This window comes from Plantactinospora sp. DSM 117369 (assembly GCF_053764795.1).
In genome coordinates, this window is the sequence record NZ_CM132446.1 from 246,601 (window position 1) to 267,500 (window position 20,900).

A 20,900-nucleotide genomic window follows, 5' to 3' on the forward strand; every position below is an offset into this window, starting at 1 on the left:
CTTGACAAGGCGGGCGACGTACCTGCAGACTCTCCAATCGCGAGGCGGACCGTCTCGTCTCACCTAAGCGAGGAGATCGCATGACAACTGCCCGAGTATGGTTCATCACCGGCGCGTCGAGGGGCTTGGGCAGGGCCTTTGCCGAGGCGGCGCTCGCTACCGGAGACCGGGTCGTCGCCGCCGCGCGTGACCTCGGCCCGCTCGACGACCTGGCCGCCGCTCATCCGGACGGCCTCGTACGGCTGACTCTGGATGTCTGCGACCGCGCGGCCGTGCGGGAGGTGGTGGACCGGGCGGCAGCGGCGTTCGGCCGACTCGACATCGTGGTCAACAACGCCGGCGGGATGCTGCTCGGCATGGTGGAGGAGGCCACCGAGGAGCAGATCCGCGCCCAGTTCGACGTCAACTTCTTCGGCGCGGTCTGGGTGGCCCAGGCCGTCGTGCCGTACCTGCGGGCGCAACGGTCCGGCCACATCCTGCAGGTCACCTCGATGGGATCCGGCGGCGGGTTCGCGTCCGTCGGGTTCTACGCGGCGAGCAAGGCTGCGCTCGACTCGGTGAGCCAGGCGCTGGCGATGGAGGTGGCGCCGTTCGGGATCAAGGTGACGATCGTGCAGCCCGGCGGGTACGGCACGGACCTGTTCACCCGGGGCACCACGAGGACGGAGCCGCGTCCGGAGTACGAGCCGCTGCGCGCCATGCTGGCCGAGATGTGGGGCGAGGACGCCGGTCCGGACCCGAGCACCGCAGCGCCGGTGATCATGGAGTTGGTCGGCCTGGCGGAGCCGCCGCTGCGGCTGATCGTCGGCGGCGCCTCCTACGACATGGTCCAGCAGATGGATCAGGCCCGCACGGCGGAGTACCGGGCCTGGGAGCATCTCAGCCGGCAGGCTCCGGGCTGAGCCCGGCACCGGTCCCACGCCGAGAACGAGCTGAGTCGTGGGCTCCACGCTCGCCTTCCTGTGCACTGGCGGCGGGCGGGATGAGCCGTTCGCCGAGAGCCAGTAGCAGAGCGACGATGCTGAGTAGGGCGCCGATCAGCACAGTGCTGCGTACGCCCTGGCTCGGCAGCGCGAGGCTGCCGACCAGGGCCCCAGCGGTGATGCCGACGTTGACAGCGGCGGAGACCGTTGCGGCGGCGAGGTCGGAGCGCCCGGGCGCCACCTGCAGCACCAGACCACCGAGCGCCGCGGTGAACGCGGCGAACGCCAGTCCGGCCAGAGCGAGCAGGACGACGGCCGGTGCCGGCCGGTGGCCGAGCGGGTACAGCCCGAGTAGTGCCGCCGCCTGCACTGCGACGGTCGCGACCAGGGTGAGCCACGGGCTGCGGTCCACCACCGCTCCGACGGCGAGGATCCCGAGCACACTGGCGACGCCGCGCGCCAGCAGGATGGCCCCGACCGACGCGGCGGGGAACCGGCTGACCTCGGTGACGAAGAGGGCGACATAGGTGTAGGCGGCGATGGCACCGGCGGTCGCCAGGACGGCCACGGCGACCAGCAGCCAGAAGCGGCGGACGTCGGGTGTCGCGCCCCGGGCGGCATGTCCCTGGTCGGGCCGCGACGAGGGCAGTAGCGAGGCCACCGCGGCGAACACGATCGCGCCGAGCCCGGCCACCGCCAGGTACGACACCCGCCAGCCGGCGCGCTCGCCCAGCCAGGTGCCCGCGGGCACGCCGAGGACCAGAGCGACATTGCCGCCGGCGAAGACGATCGCGACCACCCGCCCGCGTAGCCCGGGTCGGAACAGTTCGGCCGCGGCCGGCACCACCACCGCCCAGAACAGCGCGTGGGTGGCTGCGGTCGCCATCCTGGCCGCCAGCACCAGCGCGAACGTGCTTGCGAAGACCGTGATCGCGGTGCTGACCACGAAGCCGGCCAGCAGTGCGGAGAGCAGCCGCCGGCGAGGGACTCTGCGGACCAGCGCCGTCAGCGGGACCGAGGCGACGAGGACCACCGCGCCGTACGCGGTGACGAGCATGCCCACTTGGGACGGTGAGACGGCCAGGTCGGCCGCCATCGGGAGCAGCAGCCCGATCGGCAGCGCCTCGGCAGTGGTGTAGAGGAACGTTCCGCCGGACAGGCCGACCAGCGCTGCCACTGCCCGCTTGTGCCCCATCCGGCCCTCCCCCGTGTTACTCCCTAAACCAGCTATGCCGGCAACACATTATCGGACGTGCTCGATGCGATGCAACTGGTAAAATTCGTTTCGATGGAAACAGTCGGGGACGTCACGCGGATGCGCCTGGTGGGCGGCAACCTCGCCCTGGACTTCATCAACACCCGCACCGGTCCACCCGGCGGGCCTCCGGACGACGACGTGCTCACGGGCTACCCGGAGTTGGTCGCCTGGGGCGGGTACGCGGGCGCCCTCACCGAGACCGAGGCGGCCGCGTTGCGCCGGCTGTCCCGCGCGGACCCAGCCGGTGCGCACGCCGCCTTCGCCCGAGCGCTGCGCACCCGCGACTACCTCGACGAGGTGTTCCGGCCGCTGACCGCCGGCCAGGATCCGAGCGCGGCTGTGCTGGCCCGGCTGCGGGACGACGAGGCGGACGCGCTCGGCCACGCACACCTCGAACCCGGGAGCACGTTCGGGTGGGCCTGGCGGGACGACCACACCCTTGTCCGGCCGCTACGGCCGGTGGTGCACGCGGCGGTCCAGCTTCTCACCACCGGCGCGCTGGACCGGATCAAGAGATGCGGCGGCTGTCGGTTCATCTTCAACGACGAGAGCAAGAACCGCAGCCGTCGCTGGTGCAGCATGGACGACTGCGGGACCGCCGAGAAGATCCGCCGCTACGTCGCCGCGCGACGCACGCGTGCGACCCGGTGAGCGGGCGAGCCCCGATCACCGGCGAGACCTGGCCGCCCACATCCTCGGCGACCCGGCGCACCGGTCAGCAGCCTGACCAACCTCTCCCGGCTGCCCGGCGGCCGGCTGGCACCAGGTCACGGCGGACGAAGATCCCAGCTCCGCCCGCCGCGACCCGCGCGGTCGAGCCGGCCCGGTCAGCCGGTCGGTGCCCCGTCCGGTACGGGCACAGCCGCCGGTACGAAGACCAGCCGGGAACGCAACTGCCGGAATCCGGTCCGCTCCAGTTCGGCCAGTACGCGTACCCGGTGCGCGTCCACGTCGGCGAGCACCTCGCGGGCGCCGCCCTCGGCCAGTACCCGGACCGCCTCGGCCAGCAGTTCACCCCGGACGGCCTCGTCGAGCAGGCCGAGGTAGGCGATGAGCGGATAGCAGGCGTCCCCGGCCGTTCCGACCAGCCCGACCGGCCGCCCGGCGCCGAACGCGATCCGCCAGTTCCCCACCGGACGGTCCAGCCAGGCCAGCGGGTCGGTGGCCAGGTCGACGCCGGCGACCGCCCGGGCGACCTCCTTGCCGGTCAGCACGTCCGGCTCGGCGATCCGGGCGACCAGGGCGTTGATCTCCGCCGCGTCGGTAGCCGGCCGGAAGGTGTACCGGCCGGAGGGCGTCGGCAACGGTGTGCCCGTCCACGAGCAGCGCAGCCGCTCGCCCCGCTCGACCAGCCCGGCGAGCCGGGCCGCCGCCATCGGCGCCTCGGCCACGGCCAGCACCTCCGGCCGGCGCCGCCAGTGTGCCGGCAGGGACGCGTAGTAGATCCGCGGACCGCCGAGCGCCCGGTGGGCGGCGCGCAGCAGCACGGCACCCACCTCGGGCTCGGCATCCAGGTCGAACCGCTCCAGCCACGGGGCACCGACGGCGCCGGGTGGCAGTACCCAGGCCGCCCGGCCGACCACCCGGCCGGCCCGGAGGGCGACCCAGGTGCGCTCGGGGCGGTAGCCGCCGCCGGCCAGCCCTTCGGCGTAGCCGACCTGACGCAGTTGCGGGAGCGGATCGGGCATGGAGTCGAACAGACTTTCCTCGCCCGCGACGAGCGGGCGTACGACCAGATCGGTCATGGCGGGATCCTCCGGGAAGCGAGCGCCCCGGGTCAGATCCGCGTGGACGCCGGGGCGCGGAGGGGGCGCAGAACATCGGGCATCGTTCTGACCTCCTTTCCGGCTCGTCGGCGTACCGGGAACGTACGCGGTGCACTCCGCCGGCCGCAACGCGATTAGCTCCACCGCTCCGGCGCGGTCGGCACGTCGTCGGTAAGGAACCGGCCGCCCGGCGCACTACCTGCGACGGCGTACCGTCCTAGACAAGGAGCGGGAGCCCGTGGCAGATGCCGAAGCAGGCCGGCGCCGCTGCGCTGGCGGTCGGCGCATTGGTGCTCACCAGCGGCGGCGGCACCGTCCCCGATCCCGCCGTACCGGGCGTGGACAGCCCGCCCACCGCGACGCCGGCCACCGGGCCGCTACTGGGTACGCCGGCCGTCGGTGCTACGACTACTTCTTCCTTCGGAACCTCAGCACCTCCCGCAGCAGCAGCACCCCTACGAAGGTGGGCAGGAGAGCGAGCAGTCCGATCCCGTAACCGATCCACAACAGCCATGGGCGAGCTTCGACGTCGGCTCGGGCCAGCAATCGGGTGGTCCGATCCCTGCCCAGATCTCCGACGCGAACTGTGGTGCCCGTGTCGGAGGAGTCGAATATGGCTCCGGCAGTCATCTCCTCGAGTTGGCCGTCGTCCCAGGTGATGTCGACTTCGCAGGCTTCCCAGTAACCGAAGCCGCGATTGCTGATCGGGCCGTGCTCGACGCACCGACCGACAGTGGCCTGACCCTCGCGCCGGGCGTCGGCCATGTCCTTGCCGGCCAACCTGCTCAGCGTCACCGCCGTGCCGAGCATGCCGGCCGCAAGGGCAAGTATTCCGGTGAGGAACAGGAACGACCGGAAGCCGTTGCCCTTGCGGCGCTGCACCACCGCAGCGCCGAGGTCCGCCTCCTCGGCGGCCCGCGCGGCATCCTTGCGGTCGAGTTCGCGCTGCTGCTCTTTGATCTCAGCAAGGCGCCTGGCGATCCGGTCGTCCAACGGTTCCATGGAACTCCTCCGTCAGAGCGGAAGTTCGATAGGCGTGGGGCTTGGATTGTTGCCCCGTAGCGTATCGCCGGCCTGTCCACCGTTCTGCGAGCCGTTCGTCTGGCTTGCGCTGCGCGCGGTGTTCTGGATCACCTGGTCGACCGGGCCGTAGACCGAGGTATGGCCCCGACCGATGGTGTTGAACGCTCCCCTGAACCCGGTCAGGCCGCTTCCGCCGGCCTCGCCGATCGCTTGGATGCGGAACGCCTCGAGCAGCAGGGTGCCGTTGTTGGCCTGGCGGATCTGCGCCAGGATGGTGTCGCACTTGCTGGTCAGCATGCCAATCTGCTTGATCGACTGGAACAGGCGCTCCAGCAGGCTGAGGATCTTGCTGCTGGTCTTGCCCACCAGGATTGCGACCTCGGCGGCGACCTTGGGGATCAGCACCACGGTGAGAGCCTGGACCGCCTTGGAGATGCATGCGCCGACGACCTCGGCCACGATGTCGCGGATCGTGTTCCGGATGACGCCGACCATCGCGCCGACGATCGTGGTCGCCTTGCTCATGGCATCGGCGATCTTGCCCAGCGCCTGTACCGCCTCGGCATGGCTCCGGGCGCGCTGCCGGTACGCCGCCGCTGCCTGCGAGGTCCACTCGGCGGTGCTGCGGTTGACCTCGTCAACGAAGAAGTCGGTGGCCTCGTAGATGCGTCGTTCGATGTTGTACCAGGTCTGGGCGTGGCCCTCGATTGCCTTCGGGTCGCCAGCGAGCTTGTCCAAGGGTTCCCGCAGGAAGCTGACGTGCTCCATGAGCCAACCGACACCGGCAGCGAAGACGGCCTGTAGCGGGTCCATGATCGCGCCGATGGCGGAGAGACCAGTGGCCACGCCGTTGCCGGCGACACCGAGCCAGTTCTGGGTCGCGATGCCGTCTACCACGCCACAGGCCGACTCGAAGATGCCGCCCCCCTCCCACGCCTTCGTCTCGCCCTCAGCCGCGATGAGGGACACCCGGGTGAAAGCCGCGTCGGTGCTCATCGGCCGCCCGCCTCCCTGATTCGGGTCGCCGCAGCGCCGTCCGTGATGTCGACGTTGTCGGCCAGCGCCCGGAGCAACTCCGCCAGGTGTGTAGTGGCGTCAGCCCCGTTTCGGATCTCCGTCAGAGCGAAGCTCTGCATCGGATTGATGATCGGCAGGAACAGCGGGCTGCAGAGGATGCCGTACACCTCGTCGTGCAGGTCGACGTACTCGGCACCGGCGGCGGCCTCGCCGCACATCCGCCCGGCCTCGTCCACCATCTGGGCATGTTTGCGGACCTCGGCCGTCGGCAGCCTGATGTCGCTCATCGATGATCACGCTCCTCGTCCTCAGGTGGTTCCGGGAACTGTTTGGTGTATGCGCCACCGATGAAGGAGGCCGTCTCGGAGCCCGCGCCGTAGAGGCTGCTCACCACGGCGACCATCTGCTGCGCCATCTTCGCCTGGGCGCGCCGGCTGGTGTCGAGAATGATCGAGGCGAGTTCGTCTGCGGGCAGGCGCATCGCCTGGTCGCTGAGGCGTAGCTCGGCCATGCCTCCTGACGAGTCGACGGTGACGACGGCCTCGCCGCCCCGTGATTCGACCGTCGCCCTGTTCTGTTCCATCCGCTGGCTGAGCTCGGTGGTGAGCGCTGTCTGCTGCTCCACACGCCGCTGCCAGTCGACGAGCATGCCTTCCGGGTCCCCCGGCACAAGTCCTCCCTCGGTGGCTGTCGCGGGTAGTCTAGACAATTCCCGCGAGCCGGAGATCCCATCGACTCACCTGGATCGCCAGCTCGGGAAGCGGACCTACTCTCGGCTTTCCGGCCACCGTCCACTGTGCTGACGGTGGTGACGGGTCCGTGACGTGTCGGTTAACCAAGATCTTCCTGAGCCTCCGGGAACTACCATGTGTGTCGTGTCCGGCGACGCGGTGCCCCGGTTCGTGGTGTGGGGCGCGAACGCGCTCGCCCAGCGGCTGGTCGGCGAGCTGATGAACACCTACAGCGCGCACGTCACGGTGATCGTGCCGTCAGCCTCGGCAGACCAGGCGCCGGAGATCGCCGAGCTGGTGCCGGAGGACGGCGAACCGGCCCTGCGACCCGCGATGATCGTCGCGCCCCGGCTCAACCAGGAGGTCTTCCGGCAAGCCGGGATCGAGACCGCCGCGGCGGTGGCGCTGGTCGACCGCGACGACGTCGCCAACGTGGACGCCGCGCTGATCGCCCGCGAGGTGAGCCCCACCGTCCGGCTCGTGGTCCGGCTCTTCAATCCGGTACTCGGGGACGGCATCGCCAGCATGCTCGGCGACTGCGGCGTACTCTCCGGTTCCGAGTTCGCCGCCCCCGCGTTCGTGGCCGCGGCACTCGGCAACGACACGCCCACCTACGTACGGCTCCCCGACGAACTGCTGATGGCCGCGCCGCGGGCCGATGTCGCCGACCGTCCCGACGACGTGCTCTGCGGGCTGGCGATCACCGAGGGCCTCGCCGAGCCGGTCCGGTTGCCGGCCGACGAGGACGCCGCCGACCTGGTCCTCGTCCGGGCGCCGAGCAGCCAGCCCCGGCCCGTCCGGCGGCGACGACCACATCCGATGCGCGCCACCCGGCTGCTGTTCGGTCGCAACCTCCGGCTGGCCCTGCTGGCGCTGGCCGGCGTGCTGACGACCGGTACGGTCACGCTCGCGCTCACCCGCGAGGACACCGGCCTGCTCCAGGCCGGGTACCTGGCCGTGCTGACCGCCCTCGGCGGCGCCGACGCCGACACCGGCGCCTCGGTGGTCGAGAAGGCGGTCGCGGTGCTGCTCGTGGTCACCGGCGTGGCGCTGATCCCCACCGTCACCGCGTTGATCGTGGACGTCGTCGTCAACGCCCGGCTCGCGCTGGCCGCCGGAGGTCTCACCGAGCCGGTCTCCGGCCATGTGATCGTGGTCGGGCTCGGCAACATCGGCGCCCGGGTGGTCCGGGAGCTGCACGACTTCGGCCTGGACGTGGTGGCCATCGACCGGATGGAACACGCCCGGGGGGTGTCGGTCGCCCGTGAGCTGCGCATCCCGGTCCTGATCCGGGACGCCAACAATGCCGAGGCGTTGCGGGCCGCGTCGGTGGAGACCTGCCGCGCCCTCCTGGTGCTCACCACCGACGACGTGACCAACCTGGAGACCGCCCTGATCGGCCGGGCGGTGCACGGGCAGGCGCAGCGCGGGACCGGCGGTGCCGGCGGGGCCAAGCTGCGGGTGGTGCTCCGGCTCTTCGACGAGGGTTTCGCGCGGCGGGTCAAGCGGGCCTTCGGGATCGACCACTCGCGCAGCGTCTCCTACCTGGCCGCACCCGCCTTCGCGGCGGCGATGATGGGCCGGGAGGTGGTGGGTGCGATCTCCGTCGGCCGCCGGGTGCTGCTCGTCGCGGAGTTGCCGGTCGGCGCCGGGTCCGAACTGGAGGGACAGCTCTGCCCCGACGTCAGCCGGCCGGGCGAGGTACGGCTGATCGCCGTCCGGACCGGCCGGGTCGGGCAGACGCTCTGGTCCCTACCGGACCGCCGTCCGCTGGTACGGACCGACCGGCTGCTGGTGGTCGCCACCCGGGCCGGGCTGGCCGGGCTGCTCTCGCGTACCGCCGCCAGTGCGGATCCGCCACCGCTGGTGGAGCCGAAACCGCTGCGCCTGCTGAGCGCCGCGGTCCGGCACCGACCCCGGCCGGCGCCGGACTCCGTACCCGAGCCGCCCGCTGGGCCGGCGGACCGGCCACCCTCCCCGGCGGAGTGAGCGGCGGGGCAGTGGCGCCGACGTTCGCCGCCTTCACCGCCGTCCGTCCCGGCCGAGCACCGCGCGTCAACCGGGCGGCATCACGAACCCGCCGTCGGCGGTTCGTTCCAGGGGCGTCACGTCCACCACCGCGTCGAGGTTGATCGGGCCGTAGATGTGCGGGAAGAAGATCCCCGGCGCGACCTCGTCGTCGCGTACCGGGGAGGAGAGCCGGTCCGGGTCGATGCGCAGCAGCAGCAGCGGGCCGGCGTCCGCGTAGGCCGCCTCGGCCACGCTGAGCACCTGGCCCCGGCGGGAGGCGTGGATGAAGCCCTCGTCGGCGAGGCTGCGGCCCCGGGTCGAGACCCGGTAGTCGCCGGAGACCTGCGCCGCCGCCCAGTCCGACTCCTCGGCGATGTGGAAGATCACCCTCGTGACTGTACCGGCCCCGGAAGCTGCCCGGATAGGCCGTACCAGGGGGCGGGCCGCCGGACGGTGGCCCAGCCCCTGGCCCCCGCCGGACCCGGTTTAGTCGCGGTTCGCCGGGGCATGAAACACAAATGCCTCCGCGTCCCGGTCTGCTCATCGACAACACGCTGCGGCTGGCCGTCGAGGGCTACGGCTGGCTGCCCAACCTCCGCCGTCGGGAACGGACGGAGACCGTCCAGACCAGGCTGCTCGGGCAGCGGGCGGTGGGACTGTGCGGCCCGGACGCGGCCCGGTTCTTCTACGACGAGGCGCACATCCGGCGGCACGGAGCGATCCCCGGCCCGGTCCAGGACACCCTCTTCGGCCGGCGTGCGGTGCACACCCTCGACGGTGCCGACCACCGGCACCGCAAGGCGATCTTCACGTCGCTGCTCACCCCCGACGCGATCACCACCCTCCAGCGGTACGCCGGCACGGCCTGGGACGAGACTGTCGACCGCTGGCCCCCCTGGCAGCCGGTCGTACTCTTCGACGAGGTCAGCCGGGTCCTCGCCCGAGCCGTCTGCCAGTGGGTGGGAGTGCCGCTGGCCGAGCCGGACGTCGCCACGGTGGCCGCCGACATGGTGGCGCTGGTGGACGGCTTCGGCACCCTCGGGCCCCGGCACTGGCGTGCCCGGCAGGCACGGGGCCGACGGGAACGCTGGCTGGCCGAGCTGGTCGAGCAGGTCCGGCAGGGACGGCGGGTCGTCGACGCCGGATCGGCTTTCGACGTGATCGCCCACTACCGGGACGCCGAGGGCGAGCAGCTCGATCCCCGGCTCGCGGCGGTGGAGATCCTCAACCTGGTCCGGCCGACGGTCGCGGTCTGCTGGTTCGTCAGCTTCGCGGCACACGCTCTGCACCGCTGGCCGGAACTCCGGGCCCGGCTCCGTTCCGGCAGCGCCGACTACGTCACGGCGTTCGGGCACGAGGTGCGCCGCTTCTATCCGTTCGCGCCGTTCCTCGCCGGCCACGCGGTACGGGACCTCGCCTGGCGGGACCTGCCCATTCCGGCCGGCTCGATGGTCCTGCTCGACCTGTACGGCCAGAACCACCTCCCGGAGCTGTGGCCGGACCCGTACGTCTTCGACCCGGAGCGGTTCCTCGGTCGGGAGATCGGCGCGTTCGAGCTGGTGCCGCAGGGTGGCGGTGATCCGCGTACCGGCCATCGCTGTCCAGGCGAGACGACGACCGTGGCGCTGCTGGCCACGCTCAGCGGGCGGCTGGCCGACCTGGACTACCAGGTTCCGGAGCAGGATCTCGGGATCTCGCTGCGCCGGGTACCGACCCGGCCGCGCAGCGGCTTCGTCCTCGTCCGGGGGTGACCGCCACGTTCGGCCGGCCGGGAAGGCGCGGGCCGGATAGGCGTCGGGGTTGCCGGCGGTCGGAGGTCGCCCTGACGGCGGCGCCTGGGGCGCCCCGTTTGGCGGCCACTGTCGGGGGAAGCCAGCCGTCCGGGACGGCGCCGGCTGCGGCGCCTCGTCGGCGGAACTGGGAGGTTTGAGATGGCTGATCGGGACGAACTTCATGACCTGCGCCAACGCGCTCACGAGGCAGGTATCCAGGGCAGCTCGAAGATGAGCGAGCAGCAGCTTCGGGAGGCGTTGAAGAAGATGGGCAAGGGGGCCGAACCGATGGTCGCCAAGCGGGAGGCCAAGGGCTACCTGTAGTCGAGACCCGAGGTACGGCCCGAGCGGGTTCCGCTGCGGGCCGTACCCGGATGTGTGCGGGCTCAGGGGCGGGCCCGGCCGGTCGGCCAGCTGGCCCGGACCAGGGCGGGCAGTTCCCGGCGGTGCCGGGCCAGCAGGATTCCGGCCAGCACCGCGTACGCGAACGCGACGCCGTACCGGACCGCCTGGGTGGGCACGGCGAACTGCACCGCGAAGAGCAGGAACAGCAGCGCCGCCTCGATCCGGGAGATCCGCAGGTCGGCCAGGACGGCGACACCGAGCAGGGTCTGCGCGGTGGTCAGGTAGAGCTCTTCGGTCTGCCGCGCGTCGAGGGGGAGCCCGGCGAACTCACCGCCGCCGAGGTAGAAGGCGATCGGCAGGCAGGCGATCAGCAGGGTCCACTGGTTGAGTTTCGCCGCCAGCAGCGCGCCGAGCCCGTCGTCGGCCCGACCGCGCAGCGCGAAGGCGATCGCCACGATCACTTCGGGTGCCTCGGAGGCGACCGGGGCGAGCCACTGTACGAGCAGGAACTCGTCGATGCCGAGCGCCGTACCGGCCTCGACGAGGGACTTGCCGAACGGCTCGGCCGCGCTGAGGATCACCACCGCCGCCGTACCGAAGAGCGCGGCGACGGTCAGCCGGCGGCGCCTCTTCGGTGCTCTGGCGAGGGTGGCGGCCACCCCGACCAGCGCCTCCTCGGCGTGCTCGGTACGCCCGATCCGGGAGAGGTAGAGCGCGAACAGGGCGCCCAGGACGATGCTGTCGTACCAGGCCAGCCGGCCGGTCAACGGGATCACCAGGGCGTAGACGGTGGCCATCAGCAGATAGATCGTCTCGGTCCGGCGGTGCGCGGAGAGGCTCACGCCGTTGCGGTCGCCGGATTGCCCGCGTCGGCGTACCGCCCAGATGGCGGCGAAGACCAGCAGCGGCCAGGCGACCCCGATCAGCAGCCGGTTGGCCCCGGTCATGTTCGCCAGGGCGAACGCCGCGAATTCGGGATCGGAGCCGGCGGCGAAGGCGAAGTAGATGTCGATCGCGTACTCCGGAAGTACCGCCACCAGGGCGAGCAGGGCGAGCGCCAGGCTCCCGGGCAGGTCGACCCGGGCCACCTCGGAGGCCCACATCAGCAGGGCGACCGCCGACAGCACCGCCACCCCGAAGACCGCCATTCCGGCGATCGCCGGCAGGTGGACGCCGGCCAGCCGCATCACCACGGCCGGGAGGGCCGCCAGCACGGCGAGGCCGACCCGGGTCGCCACGCCCCGGGCGGACACCGTGACATCGAGTCCCACCCGCACGTCGCCACCCCCGCCTGGCATCGAGCCTGCCGGACCGGGGCGGACGGTAGGGGCGGAATCGCCGAGATGGCTCGGCCCGGCGCCGCCGGCGAGCAGCCCTCCCGACCGGCGAGGCGGCCGGAGGAGGTGATCTCCGGACCGATACGGTCAGGGACCGGCCCTGCTCGGGGCCGGTCCCTGACGGGCGTACCGGTTTCAGGAGGCCGTCACCACTGGAGTTGGGACACGTCCTCCACGGTGGCGCCGGCCGGCGGTGCGAACGCCGTCCTGTCGACCTTCTCGGAGTACTTCACCAGCTCGATCGCGGCCTGCTCACCGCTGTCCGTCCGGCCGACGAACGAGGCCAGTACGCCGGACTCGGTGACACAGACCGTGAGCTTGTCGAGGGTCCCCTCGGTGCCGCCCTGCGGGTCGCTGACCCCGGTGACGTCGGCGCAGAGCGTGTCCTGCCCGGCGATCTTCCGCTCCGTCGTCCGCACGTCGGTGTTCGGCACGATCGCGGCGGCGGCGACCAGGCCGAGCGCCAGCTCCGGGGTGACGAAGCCGGGGCCGGCGACCGCAGCGACCATCCCGGCTTCCGGGGTCGTCGCGGCGGTGGTGTTCGCGCTCTTCTGGCACTCGTCGCCGGAGCAGATGATCATGTGCTCCGGTGTGAAGATGAGCCGGCCGTCCGGGGTGCTCAGCGCCGAGTCGGGCGGCTGCTGGGTGAGGGTGACGGTCTCGGTCTCCCGCTGGCCGGCCTCCTCCCCGACGATCTTGTATTCGGCGGTGAAGGTGAGCTGGGCGGACTTCCCCAGCCGGTCGGCGAAGTTTCCCAGCGTGTTGGCCGTGTCGACCGCGTTCTGGACCGTGTTGATGACGCCACAGCCGGCGCCGAACAGGACGAGGGCCGAGAGGGCGACGAGGCGCCCGGCGAGGTGGCTACGAGGCGAGGTCATGCCAAGAACTGTGTGGCCGCCGGTGACCGCCGGCCACGGTCCGCGACCGCAACGGCACGAATTCGGGAGATCGCCGCCCGCCGCCGCCCGGCCCGCCCGCGCCGTGCTGCCCGTGGGGTACGTTGAGAGCCTCAGTCGCCGCGACCGGAGGAGGTGGGACCGATTTCCGTGTCGATCGGCCGGGTGCTCCCATCCCGCGGCTCGGCGGCCTCGTCGGGGCACGTCGGGTCGCGATAGCCGGGAGAACGCCGGCAGGCGTTCCGAAAGGCTGTACGTGTTAACACCCACCTCCACTCCCGCCTCCACACCGGACCGCGCGGAGGTCGTCCGTCGGCTCCGGGCGGCCGGCTGTGTCTTCGCCGAGGACGAGGCCGAACTCCTGAGTACCGCCGCGCGGAGCCGGGCCGAACTGCTGGCCATGGTCGAGCGGCGGGTCTCCGGCCTGCCGCTGGAACACATCGTCGGCTGGGTCGACTTCTGCGGCTTGCGGGTCGCCGTCGACCCGGGAGTCTTCGTGCCGCGCCGCCGTACCGAACTGCTGGTCCGCCGGGCCGCCGCGCTGGCCCGGCCGGGCGCGACGGTGCTGGACCTGGCGTGCGGCTCCGGCGCGATCGGGCTGGCGGTCGCGGCGCTGGTCGACGACGTCGTGCTGTACGCGGTGGACATCGAACCGGCCGCCGTCCGGTGCGCCCGGCGCAACCTCGCCCCGCTCGGCGGCCGGGTGTACGCCGGGGACCTGTACCAGCCGCTTCCGCCCCGGCTGCGCGGCCGGATCGACGTACTGGTGGCGAATGTGCCGTACGTGCCCAGCGAGGCGGTCGAACTGCTGCCGCCGGAGGCACGGCTGCACGAGCCGCTGGTGGCGCTGGACGGCGGCCTCGACGGCCTCGACGTGCTGCGCCGGGTGGCCGCCGGAGCCCGGGACTGGCTCGTCCCCGGCGGCCATCTGCTGCTGGAGACCAGCCTGGAGCAGGCGGAGATCGCCATGGCCGTGTTCGACCGGGCCGACCTCGCCCCGGCGGTGGTCACCGACGACGAGCTGCCGGCGACCGTGGTGGTCGGCCGCCGCTGACCGCCCCGATCAGCCGACCGAGGCTGCCGGCTCCGGCTCGGCCTTCGGCTCGGCCTTCGGCTCTGGCTCGGCCTTCGGCTCTGGCTCGGCCTCCGCCTCGGCCAGGATGTCGGCGATCGTCGTCGCGTCCCCGGTGGTGTGTGCGGCGAGCAACTCGGCGAAGCGTTCCGCCGGCATCACCCGGACGCCGAGGCTGGTGGCCTTCTCCGCCTTGCTGCCCGCGCCCTCACCGACCACCACCAGATCGGTCCGCTTGGAGACCGAGCCGGACGACTTGCCGCCGAGCCGTTCGACCGCCTCGTTGCCCTCGTTGCGGGTCAGTCCCGGCACGGAACCGGTGACCACGACCGTCATCGGGGTGCCGTCCGGCCGGCGCAGCGGTAGCGCGGTCGCGGTCGGAACAGCCACGTCGCCGTCGCCGTCGGTGGTCGCGGCCTGGCCGGGAACGCCCGGCTCGGTCATGTTGACCCCGCGGGCGGCGAGCTTCTCGACGACCGGGGCCAGCTCGACCAGCTCCGCCGCGATGGTGACGGCCCGCTCCGGTCCCACCCCCTCGACCTCCTGCAGGTCGGTGACGGAGGCGGCGAGCAGCGCCTCCATGGTGCCGAAGTGCCGGGCGAGCCGGCGGGACATCGACCGGCCGGTCATCCGTACGCCGAGGCCGGTGAGCACCCGGGAGAGCGGCTGGCGCTTCGACGCCTCGATGTTGGCCACGAGCTTGCGGGCCGAGGTCTCGCCCAGCCGCTCCAGGGTGGCCAGCGTGCCGGGGTCGAGGTCGTAGAGGTCGGCCGGGTCGGTGACCATGCCGGCGCTGACCAGCAAGTCGATGATCTTGCTGCCCAGCCCCTCGATGTCCATCGAGTCCCGGGCGGCGTAGTAGGAGAGCGACTCGCGGGCACCACAGGCCCGGCCCTGGGTACAGCGCCAGCGCTTCTGCGAGCGGTCGATCTCGCCGTCGCAGCGCGGGCACCGGGTCGGCGGCTCGTACGCCGTGGAGTCCGCCGGCCGCTCGTCGAGCTTGGCGCCGGTGATCTCGGGGATCACGTCACCGGCCCGCCGGACGAAGACGGTGTCGCCGGCCCGGACGTTGCGCCGGACCAGGTCGTCGAAGTTGTGCAGGGTGGCCGAGGTGACCGTCACCCCACCCACCTGCACCGGTGCCAGTACGGCGACCGGGGTGATCACGCCGGTCCGGCCGACCTGCACCTCGATCGAGAGCAGTGTGGTGGTGCGGGTGTCGGCGGGGAACTTGTAGGCGATGCCCCAGCGGGGTGCCCGGGTGCCCGACCCGGCCAGCTCGCGGTCGGCCGGGTGGTCGGCCTTGATCACCGCACCGTCGATGCCGAAGCCCAGCTCGCCCCGGCGGGCGTAGAGCGACTCCACCACGGCGAGCACCTCCTCGATGGTGGTGCAGAGCGGCATCCCGGCCGGCGAACCGGCGGTGGTGGCGACGCCGAGGCTCTCGACGTACGCCATGGTGGCCGAGTGCGGGCGGGGTTCGGGCGCCCCGTCGGCCTCGTCGAGGCCGTGCACCGCGTAGGCGAGGAAGGAGAGCGGCGCATCGTACGCCCGGTCCTGGGCCCGCAGCGTGCCCGCGGCGGCGCTGCGCGGATGCGCGAAGGCCGGCTCGCCGTGCCCGGTGCGCATCTCCTGGGCCTTGGCGAAGTCCTCGTCGGTCATGTAGACCTCGCCGCGGATCTCCACGGTCAGCGGCTCGCCGAGCTGCTCCGGCAGGCCGGCCGCCCGCCGGGCCTGCGGCGTCACGTCCTCGCCGGCCAGCCCGTCGCCCCGGGTGGCGACCTGGGTGAGCCGGCCGTCCACGTAGCGGGCTGCGATGGCCAGGCCGTCGATCTTGGGCTCCACGGTGTAGCCGGCGGCGGGACGGCCGAGCAGCTTGTCGAGCCGGGCCGCCCAGCGGGCCAGTTCCTCCTCGCCGAAGACGTTGTCGAGGCTGAGCATCGGGACGCTGTGCACGACGTCGCCGACCAGCCCGGCGCCGGCCGCCACCAGTTCGCTGGGCGAGTCGTCGGTCTTCCAGCCCGGCTGGGCGGCCTCGGTCGCGACGACCCGGGCCATCAGCGCGTCGTAGGTCGCGTCGTCCATCGCCAGGTCCGCGCCGTTGTAGTAGGCGGCCGCGGCCGAGCGGATCTCGGCGATCGCCGCCTCGTAGGCCGGGCGGTCCGGGAACGGCTCGGCGAGCGCGGCGTCCACCACCGGGTCCACCGGATCGACGACCGGCTCGACCGGATCGGCCCCGCCCGGCTGCTCAGGCCGATCGTCGGTCGCCGTCCCCACTGCCTCGTATGCCACGAAGTCCCCCTCCCGTCAGGCCCGCACGCTCGGCGTTCAGCCTAGAGACCGGGTACGACGAAGCGCCGCCCCAGTCCCGCCGGACTCCAGACAACCGCCGGATGGGCCCGGCGCCGGCACCTAGGCTGACCTCATGGCCGAGCCGACGCGCAGTCGGGGGGACGAGCCGGGCGTACCCGGGCCGGACGGCGCCCGGAGTAGGCAGTACAAGGAGGGCCGGGCCGCTGGCGAGACGCCCTGGTCGCAGGGGGGCCCGCTCAGCTCGTCGCGTTCGCAGCGCAGCCAGAGCGTCGGCACAGTGATCATCGCGGGTCTGGCCAACCTGGCGGTGGCGGTGGCGAAGGCGATCGCCGGGGTGGTCTCCGGCTCGGCGGCGGTGCTCGCCGAGGCGGCCCACTCGGTCGCCGACACCACGACAGAGCTGCTGCTCTTCATCGCGCTGCGCCGGGGCGCCCGGCCACCGACCACGCAGTACCCGTTCGGGTACGGCCGGGAGAGCTATCTCTGGGCGTTCGTCGCCGCCGTGGTCACCTTCGTCATCGGTGCCGGGTTCTCCATCTTCCAGGGAGTGGAGGCGATCCAGGAGCGGCACGAGGATCTGGACCCCACGGTCGCGTACGCGGTGCTGGTGGTCTCGTTCGTGGCCGAGGGCATCTCGCTGACCCGGTCGGTCCGGCAGTTGCGCCGCCGGGCGGCCCGCTGGCGCCTCCCCTGGCTGCGGGTGGCCCGGCGTACCCCGAACACCACGATCAAGGCGGTGCTGCTGGAGGACAGCGCGGCGCTGATCGGGCTGCTCCTGGCGGGGATCGGGGTGGGGCTGTCGGAGTTGACCGGCAGCCCGGTGTGGGACGGCATCGCCTCGATCGCGATCGGCGTGCTGTTGCTGGTGGTGGCGATCACCCTGGCGCACAACAACATCGCGCTGCTGGTCGGCCGGGCGGCCCAGGAGGCGGTACGCGCGGAGATCGCGCAGGAGTTGGCGGCGGTGCCGGACCTGCGTGGCGTGGACCGGTTGATGACGCTGCAACTCGGCCCGGAGGACATCCTGGTGGCGGTGAAGGTCAACTTCGCCGACGACGCCAGCCGGGCGGAGATCGAGGTCGCCGCCGACGAGGCGGAACGGCGGCTGATCGCGCGTAACCCGGCGATCCGGTACGTCTTCCTCGACCCGACCCGCCGCGCGAAGTGACCGGCCGGTCCGGGCCCGGCCCTCCGGGCGGAAGCGGTCCGGGGCGGAGTCGGTCCGGGATGGACCGGATGGAGTGGTTCGGGGCGGAAGTATTGACAGCTTTCGACGGCGGGCTCAAGCTGGTGGAGGAGAGAGAGCGCTCTCTCGCACCTCGAACGAGGGCAGACCACCACCAGTCTGGCCAGCGACCTCCGACGCCTTCGGCGGCGGCGCCGGAACCCTCGCTGGCCGCTCACCAGCTAGGAGTGCCCACATGGAAAGGGCCGCACCCCTGCACGCGCTGCGCCGCCGGCTGAGAATCGTGACGCTGTTCGGCGCCCTGCTCGCCCTGCTCGGCGGCTACGCCGTGATCGAGCGGGCGGAGCCGGCCGAGGCCCGGGTCGTCCGGGTCGCCGAGTTCCTGGCCGACTGTCCGTACAGCCACCGGCTGCCGGACGACCCGATCATCTTCCCGGGCCTGCCCGGCGCCTCGCACATGCACAGCTTCTTCGGCGCGACCACCACCAACGCCCACACCAACCTGGCCGACCTGCTGAACTCCGACACCACCTGCAACCCCCGGGTCGACGTCTCGTCCTACTGGGTGCCCACCTTCTACGCCGACAACGTCCCGGTGGAACCGGCCATCGTCACGTTCTACTACCTCGGCGAGGGCGTCCGCAGCGACATCGTCGCCAACACCCAGCCCCTGCCGCTGGGCCTGCGGATCGTGGCCGGCAACGCCCGGGCCACCGCTCCGGACTCGACCACCATCTCCCGGTGGTCCTGCCTGCACGCCGGGCACGTCGGCGCGTCCAAGGACTTCGTCAACTGTCCTGCCGGGACGATGATCGAGTCGTACCTCGACTTCCCGCAGTGCTGGAACGGCCGCGACCTCGACTCGCCGGACCACAAGAGCCACATGGCGTACCCGGTCAACCAGGCCTGCCCGGCCAGCCACCCGGTGGCGGTGCCGAAGCTGCGCCAGGTGCTGCGCTATCCGGTCAACGGCGACCCGGCCCGGTTCCGGCTCGCCTCCGGCGGCGGTTTCACCATGCACGGTGACTTCTTCAACGCCTGGCCCGAGGCCGAGATGCTCCGCCGGGTCCGGGACTGCATCCGTCCCGTCATCAAGTGCGGTGCGGACGGCCGCCCGAGCTGATCGTGGGGCTCCGTGGGTGGATCCGGCTCCGGCCGGGTCCACCCGCCCACAGGCGACCGGAGAAGGAGACCCGGAGATGAGGCCCACCGCCGTCGTACCGGCCGCCGCGCTGCTCGTCGCGGTGCTGCTGGCCGGCGGCTGCGCCGGCTCCGCCGCCGCACCACCGCCGGTTTCGGGTACGTCCACCGGCGCGGCGCCGGTCACCACCGGTCGACCGACCGGCCCGGCGGGTACGCCCGGCCCGTCCGGCCGGTTCAACGGCACCGACATCGCCTGGCTGCAACTCGCCGTCGCCATGCACGAACGGGTGCTGCCCCTGCTGGACCTGGTGCCGGCGCGCACCACCGACCCGGCCGTGCGCCAGCTCGCCGCCCGGGTCCGGGAGACCCACCGTGCCGACCTGGAACGGTCCCGGCGGCTACTCGACCGCTCCGGTGCGCCGAAGACCAACCCGCACGAGGGGCACGACATGCCCGGAATGGTCACCGCCGCCGAGTTGACCGCGCTCGGCGCGGTCCCGGAAGCCGAGTTCCGGCGCCTCTTCGGCCAGTACCTCCGGGCGCACCTGGAGCAGTCCGTCCGGGTCGCCGGCGCCGAGCAGCGCTCCGGCGCCGACCCCGACACCACCAGCCTGGCCGGGGCGATCGCCCGGACCGGCGCCGCCTACCTGACCCAGCTCGGCCAACTGCGGGGCTGAGGTCCCGGATCTCCGCCGGCCCGGGTACTCCGCGCGGAGGTGTTCGGGCCGGTCGCGGTGGTCATCCCGTTCGACGACGAGACCGAGGCGCTGCGGCTGGCCGACGACACCCCGTACGGGCTCTCCGCCGTGCTCTTCACCCGGGACCTGGGCCGGGCACACCGGGTCGCCGCGCGGCTGCGGGCCGGCGCCCCCTCCGGCCCCTCCGGCGCGGACCCGGTCAGCCGGTCCGGCGCCGGAACAGCACGACCGAGAGCGCGACCGACCCGGCGAGCAGGCCGGCGCACCAGGCCAGGGCGATCCACGGGCTGGCCCCGACCGGCGTACCCAGCAGCAGGCCGCGCAGCGACTCGATCACCGGGTTGAGCGGCTGGTGCTCGGCGATGCCCCGGGTCCAACTCGGCATGGAGTTGATCGGCACGAACGCGCTGCTCGGATAGGGCAGGAACATCACGAAGAAGGTGAAGCCGTTCGCCGCCTCCACCGACCGCACCAGCAGCCCGACGGCGGCGGAGAACCAGGACATGGCGACGACGAACGCCAGCAGGATGCCGGCGGCGGCCAGCCACTCGACCAGCCCGGCCTGCGGCCGGAACCCGATGCCGAACCCGACCCCGAAGACCAGGACGGTCGCCAGGACGTTCCGGGCGACGCTCGCCGCCACCTGCCCGCCGAGTACGGCGGCGCCGCTCACGTCCATCGCCCGGAACCGGTCGGTGATCCCGCCCGCCATGTCCTGGGTGACGCTGACCGCCGTGGTGGCCGCGCCGAATCCGGTGCAGAGCAGGATCACCCCCGGCACCACCCAGCTCACGTACTCCATGCCGGTGCTGACGGCGCCGCCGAACAGCACCCGTGGGTGCAGCAGACCATGTCGCTGACCCGGCCGATGCTCTCACCGAGGGGGATGGCGCACACCGACTGGACGATGAGCGCGGTGGACGGACTCGGGCTCGACCCGCCCACGATGTTCTATCTCTCGGTCGCGGTCGCCAGTTACGTGCACGGGATGGCGGCCAGCCTGGTCTGGGAGTCGGAGGCGGAGCACGAGACCGGGTTGACCGACGAGGAGTGGATGGCGAGCCAGGGGTCGGCGTTGGCCGCCATCTTCGCCTCCGGGGCCGTTCCGACGCTGGCCCGGATCGCCGAGGCAGAGTTCGAGTTCGACATCGACAAGCTCTTCGAGTTCGGGCTGAGCCGGATGCTGGACGGGATTGCCGTCTTCATCGGTGCCCCGCCCGGCGGCGTACCTCCGGCACCGGGGTGCCGATAGCGGCACCGGGTCGGCTGGGTTCCGGCAGCGCCACCGGGTCGGCGCGTGACGGGTCCCGGCCGGACCGGGACCGGCCGGCGCGACGGCAGAGTCGCCGGAATCGAGAGTCCGATATTTCAGATTTGACCAGCAATTCTCCCCGAGGCCGGCCCCGATTT

At 72.4% G+C, this 20,900-nt stretch carries 20 protein-coding genes and 1 pseudogene; 10 read left to right on the forward strand and 11 right to left on the reverse strand.

Features of this window, described 5'->3' with window-relative positions; genetic code table 11:
- Window positions 1-80 precede the first annotated feature (80 nt).
- The gene (locus tag ACSMXO_RS01190; protein ID WP_346262568.1) at window positions 81-902 is read left to right on the forward strand and encodes an SDR family NAD(P)-dependent oxidoreductase; all 822 of its coding nucleotides are present in this window, start codon (window positions 81-83) and stop codon (window positions 900-902) included.
- On the opposite strand, the gene ACSMXO_RS01195 is transcribed toward ACSMXO_RS01190, so the two are convergent.
- Window positions 880-2,118: an MFS transporter gene (locus ACSMXO_RS01195; protein ID WP_455416410.1), complete on the reverse strand. Its 1,239-nt coding sequence runs from the start codon at window positions 2,116-2,118 to the stop codon at window positions 880-882. The two genes, ACSMXO_RS01190 and ACSMXO_RS01195, sit on opposite strands and share 23 nt — an antisense overlap.
- Before the next feature lie 93 nt (window positions 2,119-2,211).
- On the opposite strand from ACSMXO_RS01195, the gene ACSMXO_RS01200 reads away from it, so the two are divergent.
- Complete coding sequence (locus ACSMXO_RS01200; RefSeq protein WP_455416411.1) at window positions 2,212-2,832, forward strand: CGNR zinc finger domain-containing protein; 621 nt, start codon at window positions 2,212-2,214, stop codon at window positions 2,830-2,832.
- Window positions 2,833-3,008: 176 nt separating this feature from the next.
- On the opposite strand, the gene ACSMXO_RS01205 is transcribed toward ACSMXO_RS01200, so the two are convergent.
- The 5 genes from ACSMXO_RS01205 to ACSMXO_RS01225 form a co-directional block, all read right to left on the reverse strand.
- Complete coding sequence (locus tag ACSMXO_RS01205; RefSeq protein WP_455416412.1) at window positions 3,009-3,926, reverse strand: acetyltransferase; 918 nt, start codon at window positions 3,924-3,926, stop codon at window positions 3,009-3,011.
- A gap of 429 nt (window positions 3,927-4,355) precedes the next feature.
- Window positions 4,356-4,949, reverse strand: coding sequence for a DUF6346 domain-containing protein (locus ACSMXO_RS01210; RefSeq protein ID WP_455416413.1), 594 nt, complete (start codon window positions 4,947-4,949; stop codon window positions 4,356-4,358).
- Between the two features lie 12 nt (window positions 4,950-4,961).
- Window positions 4,962-5,966: a hypothetical protein gene (locus ACSMXO_RS01215; RefSeq protein WP_455416414.1), complete on the reverse strand. Its 1,005-nt coding sequence runs from the start codon at window positions 5,964-5,966 to the stop codon at window positions 4,962-4,964.
- Window positions 5,963-6,274, reverse strand: coding sequence for a type VII secretion target (locus ACSMXO_RS01220; RefSeq protein WP_455416415.1), 312 nt, complete (start codon window positions 6,272-6,274; stop codon window positions 5,963-5,965). Before ACSMXO_RS01220 ends, ACSMXO_RS01215 begins: the two co-directional genes overlap by 4 nt.
- On the reverse strand, window positions 6,271-6,657 hold the full coding sequence (locus tag ACSMXO_RS01225; protein ID WP_318403340.1) for a YbaB/EbfC family nucleoid-associated protein: 387 nt from the start codon (window positions 6,655-6,657) through the stop codon (window positions 6,271-6,273). The genes ACSMXO_RS01220 and ACSMXO_RS01225 overlap by 4 nt, the downstream gene beginning before the upstream one ends.
- Window positions 6,658-6,862: 205 nt before the next feature.
- On the opposite strand from ACSMXO_RS01225, the gene ACSMXO_RS01230 reads away from it, so the two are divergent.
- Complete coding sequence (locus tag ACSMXO_RS01230) at window positions 6,863-8,707, forward strand: NAD-binding protein (RefSeq protein WP_455416416.1); 1,845 nt, start codon at window positions 6,863-6,865, stop codon at window positions 8,705-8,707.
- A gap of 66 nt (window positions 8,708-8,773) precedes the next feature.
- Here ACSMXO_RS01230 and ACSMXO_RS01235 read toward each other — a convergent pair whose 3' ends face one another.
- On the reverse strand, window positions 8,774-9,115 hold the full coding sequence (locus ACSMXO_RS01235) for a DUF952 domain-containing protein (protein ID WP_455416417.1): 342 nt from the start codon (window positions 9,113-9,115) through the stop codon (window positions 8,774-8,776).
- Window positions 9,116-9,246: 131 nt separating this feature from the next.
- On the opposite strand from ACSMXO_RS01235, the gene ACSMXO_RS01240 reads away from it, so the two are divergent.
- Window positions 9,247-10,479, forward strand: a complete 1,233-nt coding sequence (locus tag ACSMXO_RS01240) for a cytochrome P450 (RefSeq protein WP_455416418.1) — start codon at window positions 9,247-9,249, stop codon at window positions 10,477-10,479.
- Window positions 10,480-10,886: 407 nt separating this feature from the next.
- On the opposite strand, the gene ACSMXO_RS01245 is transcribed toward ACSMXO_RS01240, so the two are convergent.
- Together ACSMXO_RS01245 and ACSMXO_RS01250 are read right to left on the reverse strand one after the other, a co-directional pair.
- A complete protein-coding gene (locus ACSMXO_RS01245) occupies window positions 10,887-12,122 on the reverse strand; it encodes a sodium:proton exchanger (protein ID WP_455416419.1) in 1,236 nt (411 codons plus the stop codon).
- Window positions 12,123-12,328: 206 nt separating this feature from the next.
- Window positions 12,329-13,060, reverse strand: coding sequence for a hypothetical protein (locus ACSMXO_RS01250; RefSeq protein WP_455416420.1), 732 nt, complete (start codon window positions 13,058-13,060; stop codon window positions 12,329-12,331).
- 274 nt (window positions 13,061-13,334) lie between these two features.
- On the opposite strand from ACSMXO_RS01250, the gene ACSMXO_RS01255 reads away from it, so the two are divergent.
- A complete protein-coding gene (locus tag ACSMXO_RS01255; RefSeq protein ID WP_455416421.1) occupies window positions 13,335-14,132 on the forward strand; it encodes a putative protein N(5)-glutamine methyltransferase in 798 nt (265 codons plus the stop codon).
- A gap of 9 nt (window positions 14,133-14,141) precedes the next feature.
- Here the strand turns inward: ACSMXO_RS01255 and ligA are convergent, their stop codons facing one another.
- Complete coding sequence (ligA, locus tag ACSMXO_RS01260; RefSeq protein ID WP_455416422.1) at window positions 14,142-16,442, reverse strand: NAD-dependent DNA ligase LigA; 2,301 nt, start codon at window positions 16,440-16,442, stop codon at window positions 14,142-14,144.
- A 133-nt stretch (window positions 16,443-16,575) separates the two neighbouring features.
- On the opposite strand from ligA, the gene ACSMXO_RS01265 reads away from it, so the two are divergent.
- The 4 genes and pseudogenes from ACSMXO_RS01265 to ACSMXO_RS01280 all read left to right on the forward strand — a co-directional run.
- The gene (locus tag ACSMXO_RS01265; protein ID WP_455416423.1) at window positions 16,576-17,631 is read left to right on the forward strand and encodes a cation diffusion facilitator family transporter; all 1,056 of its coding nucleotides are present in this window, start codon (window positions 16,576-16,578) and stop codon (window positions 17,629-17,631) included.
- Window positions 17,632-17,884: 253 nt separating this feature from the next.
- Window positions 17,885-18,772, forward strand: coding sequence for a DUF1996 domain-containing protein (locus ACSMXO_RS01270; protein WP_346262583.1), 888 nt, complete (start codon window positions 17,885-17,887; stop codon window positions 18,770-18,772).
- Window positions 18,773-18,848: 76 nt separating this feature from the next.
- On the forward strand, window positions 18,849-19,469 hold the full coding sequence (locus tag ACSMXO_RS01275) for a DUF305 domain-containing protein (RefSeq protein ID WP_346262584.1): 621 nt from the start codon (window positions 18,849-18,851) through the stop codon (window positions 19,467-19,469).
- A gap of 30 nt (window positions 19,470-19,499) precedes the next feature.
- Window positions 19,500-19,646, forward strand: a pseudogene (locus ACSMXO_RS01280) (aldehyde dehydrogenase family protein); the annotation flags it as partial.
- Window positions 19,647-19,689: 43 nt separating this feature from the next.
- Here the strand turns inward: ACSMXO_RS01280 and ACSMXO_RS01285 are convergent.
- Entirely contained in the window at window positions 19,690-20,322 is a 633-nt protein-coding gene (locus tag ACSMXO_RS01285) for an ABC transporter permease (RefSeq protein WP_455416424.1), read from the reverse strand.
- 6 nt (window positions 20,323-20,328) lie between these two features.
- Between ACSMXO_RS01285 and ACSMXO_RS01290 the strand changes: the two genes are divergently transcribed.
- Window positions 20,329-20,742 (forward strand): TetR/AcrR family transcriptional regulator C-terminal domain-containing protein, encoded by a 414-nt coding sequence (locus tag ACSMXO_RS01290; RefSeq protein WP_455416425.1) that lies wholly within the window; start codon window positions 20,329-20,331, stop codon window positions 20,740-20,742.
- Window positions 20,743-20,900: the final 158 nt, after the last annotated feature.